This is a genomic window from Acidocella sp. MX-AZ02 (assembly GCF_000306035.1).
Classification (GTDB): Bacteria; Pseudomonadota; Alphaproteobacteria; order Acetobacterales; family Acetobacteraceae; genus Acidocella; species Acidocella facilis.
Genome location: NZ_JH976209.1, coordinates 121,075 through 122,925 on the forward strand (window position 1 = coordinate 121,075; position 1,851 = coordinate 122,925).

Here is a 1,851-nt window from a genome sequence, read left to right on the forward strand (position 1 = left end):
GTTAGACCAAAAAAACTCGCCTGACGGTGTGCGATGTTCAAGCCGAATGCTGCCAGCAGGACTATGGGGCTGCATTGCCCGCTTTTCAGCGGCTTTGATTTAGAAGCGGACGGACGGCTTTCCGGCCCATACCGGACATGGCCGGCGCACCGCTCACTGTCTTGGACGGGTCGACACCAGCCCCCTCACGCCCCCTCCAGCGCCCTGATCGCAATCGCCACCGCCGAAGTCCGCGTCTCCACCCCCAGCTTCGGATATATCTGCTCCAGATGCTTGTTCACCGTCCGGTCGCTGACATTGAGACTCTGCGCGATGTCGCGGTTGGATTTGCCGCGCGCCAGCCAGGGCAGCACTTCCGTCTCCCGCCGGGTCAGCCTCACCCGCGCCTGCAGCCGGTCCAGGTCATGGTCGATATCCTGCTCGACGATGCGCAGCAGAAACTCCTCCTCCGCCATCTGGCCGATCAGCGCGAATTCCACCCGCCGCGCCGGCAAGGTCGGGGCTGGCGTCCCCTGTTTTCAATATTTCAACGATCCGTAAGCCTCCGCGGTATGAGGCGCTTGACCCTGCGATGTTCGGCAAATTACGTATGCAGCCAGGGTGCGGGGACGGGTTCGCCCCTGGAAATGGAGGCTTTCATGCGTCTTTTGCTTGCCTTGCTGGTTCCCTGGCTGCTGTTCTTCACCATCGGCCGGCCCTTCGCCGGGATCATCTGCCTGGTCCTGCAACTCACCGTCATCGGCTGGGTGCCGGCGGCGATCTGGGCGGTCTATGCGCTGAGCCAGTATGATACCGACCGCAAGCTCGCCCGCGCCTTCGGGCGGGACGGCTGAAACGCGGCTATAACGCCAGGCGTTGAGTCGCCAGGCGCAGCGCCTGGGGGCGGTGGCTGATCAGCAGGCAGGTCCGGCCTTTGATCAGCCTGGCCATCGCGCCCAGCACGGCGGCTTCGCTTTGCGCATCCAGCCCTTCGGTCGGCTCGTCCAGCAGCAAAATCGGCGCATCCTTCAGGAAGGCCCGCGCCATCGAGAGCCGGCGCGCCTGGCCGCCCGAGAGGCGCTGCCCGGCCTCGCCCACCAGCGTCTCCAGCCCGCGCGGCATCGCCAGCACCTCGTCCAGCAACGCCGCGTCGCGCAGCGCCTCATGCAGCTGCGTTTCGGTCGCGTCAGCGCGTGCGATCAGCAGGTTTTCCCGGATGCTGGTGTTGAACAGATGCGTGCGCTGCGCCACCACCGTACACAGGCGGCGGACGGTCTCGCCATCCAGCCGGCGCAGCTCCTGCCCGCCAATCTCCACCCGCCCGGATTGATAGTCCCAGAAGCGCAGCAGCACATTGAACAGGCTGGTCTTGCCGGCCCCGGATGCGCCGGTGATGCCCAGGCACGCCCCCTCGGGCACGCTCAGGCTGAGATCGCGCAGCACCGCCGGCCCGTCGCCATAGCCCATGCGCAGCTGCGACACGCGCAGATCAAACCGCGCCGGCGCCAAGGCGGGCCGTGCGGGTTCGGCCAGGGCGGGGGGCAGGTCGACAATCTCGAAAATCCGCCGCGCCGCCGCCAGCCCTTCGCCCAGCGCCTGATAGGCGGCGGGCAGGGCGGCAACCGCCTCGAACCCGGCCAGCACGAACAGCCCCAGCATCGCGAAATCCGGGCCGGAGAGCGCGGGGCCGGCGGCCAGCAGCACCAGCAGAACCGCCCATAAGGTCAGGTTCGCAACCAGTCCCGCCCCTTCCTTGCCGGCGGCGGCAAGGCGCGCCCCGCGCCGCTGCGCGGCCAGGGCGGTGCTGCCGGCTTCCAGGCACATGCGGGTCTGGCGCGGCAAGGCGCCGTCCAGCAGCAGCTCGTCATAGCC

General features: G+C 67.8%; 3 protein-coding genes. 1 reads left to right on the forward strand and 2 read right to left on the reverse strand.

Annotated features, from left to right (window positions below):
* Nucleotides 1–185: 185 nt before the first annotated feature.
* Nucleotides 186–494, reverse strand: a complete 309-nt coding sequence (locus MXAZACID_RS12790) for a helix-turn-helix transcriptional regulator (RefSeq protein WP_008494827.1) — start codon at nt 492–494, stop codon at nt 186–188.
* 144 nt (nt 495–638) lie between these two features.
* Between MXAZACID_RS12790 and MXAZACID_RS12795 the strand changes: the two genes are divergently transcribed.
* A complete protein-coding gene (locus tag MXAZACID_RS12795; protein WP_008494828.1) occupies nt 639–833 on the forward strand; it encodes a YqaE/Pmp3 family membrane protein in 195 nt (64 codons plus the stop codon).
* Nucleotides 834–840: 7 nt separating this feature from the next.
* Here the strand turns inward: MXAZACID_RS12795 and MXAZACID_RS12800 are convergent.
* The coding region (locus MXAZACID_RS12800) for an amino acid ABC transporter ATP-binding/permease protein (protein ID WP_008494829.1) at nt 841–1,851 on the reverse strand (1,011 nt) is incomplete at its 5' end.

What these genes read in the sequence shown, in the direction of transcription:
- MXAZACID_RS12795 (WP_008494828.1), top strand. Translation starts at nt 639, where the DNA reads ATGCGTCTTTTGCTTGCCTTGCTGGTTCCCTGGCTGCTGTTCTTCACC.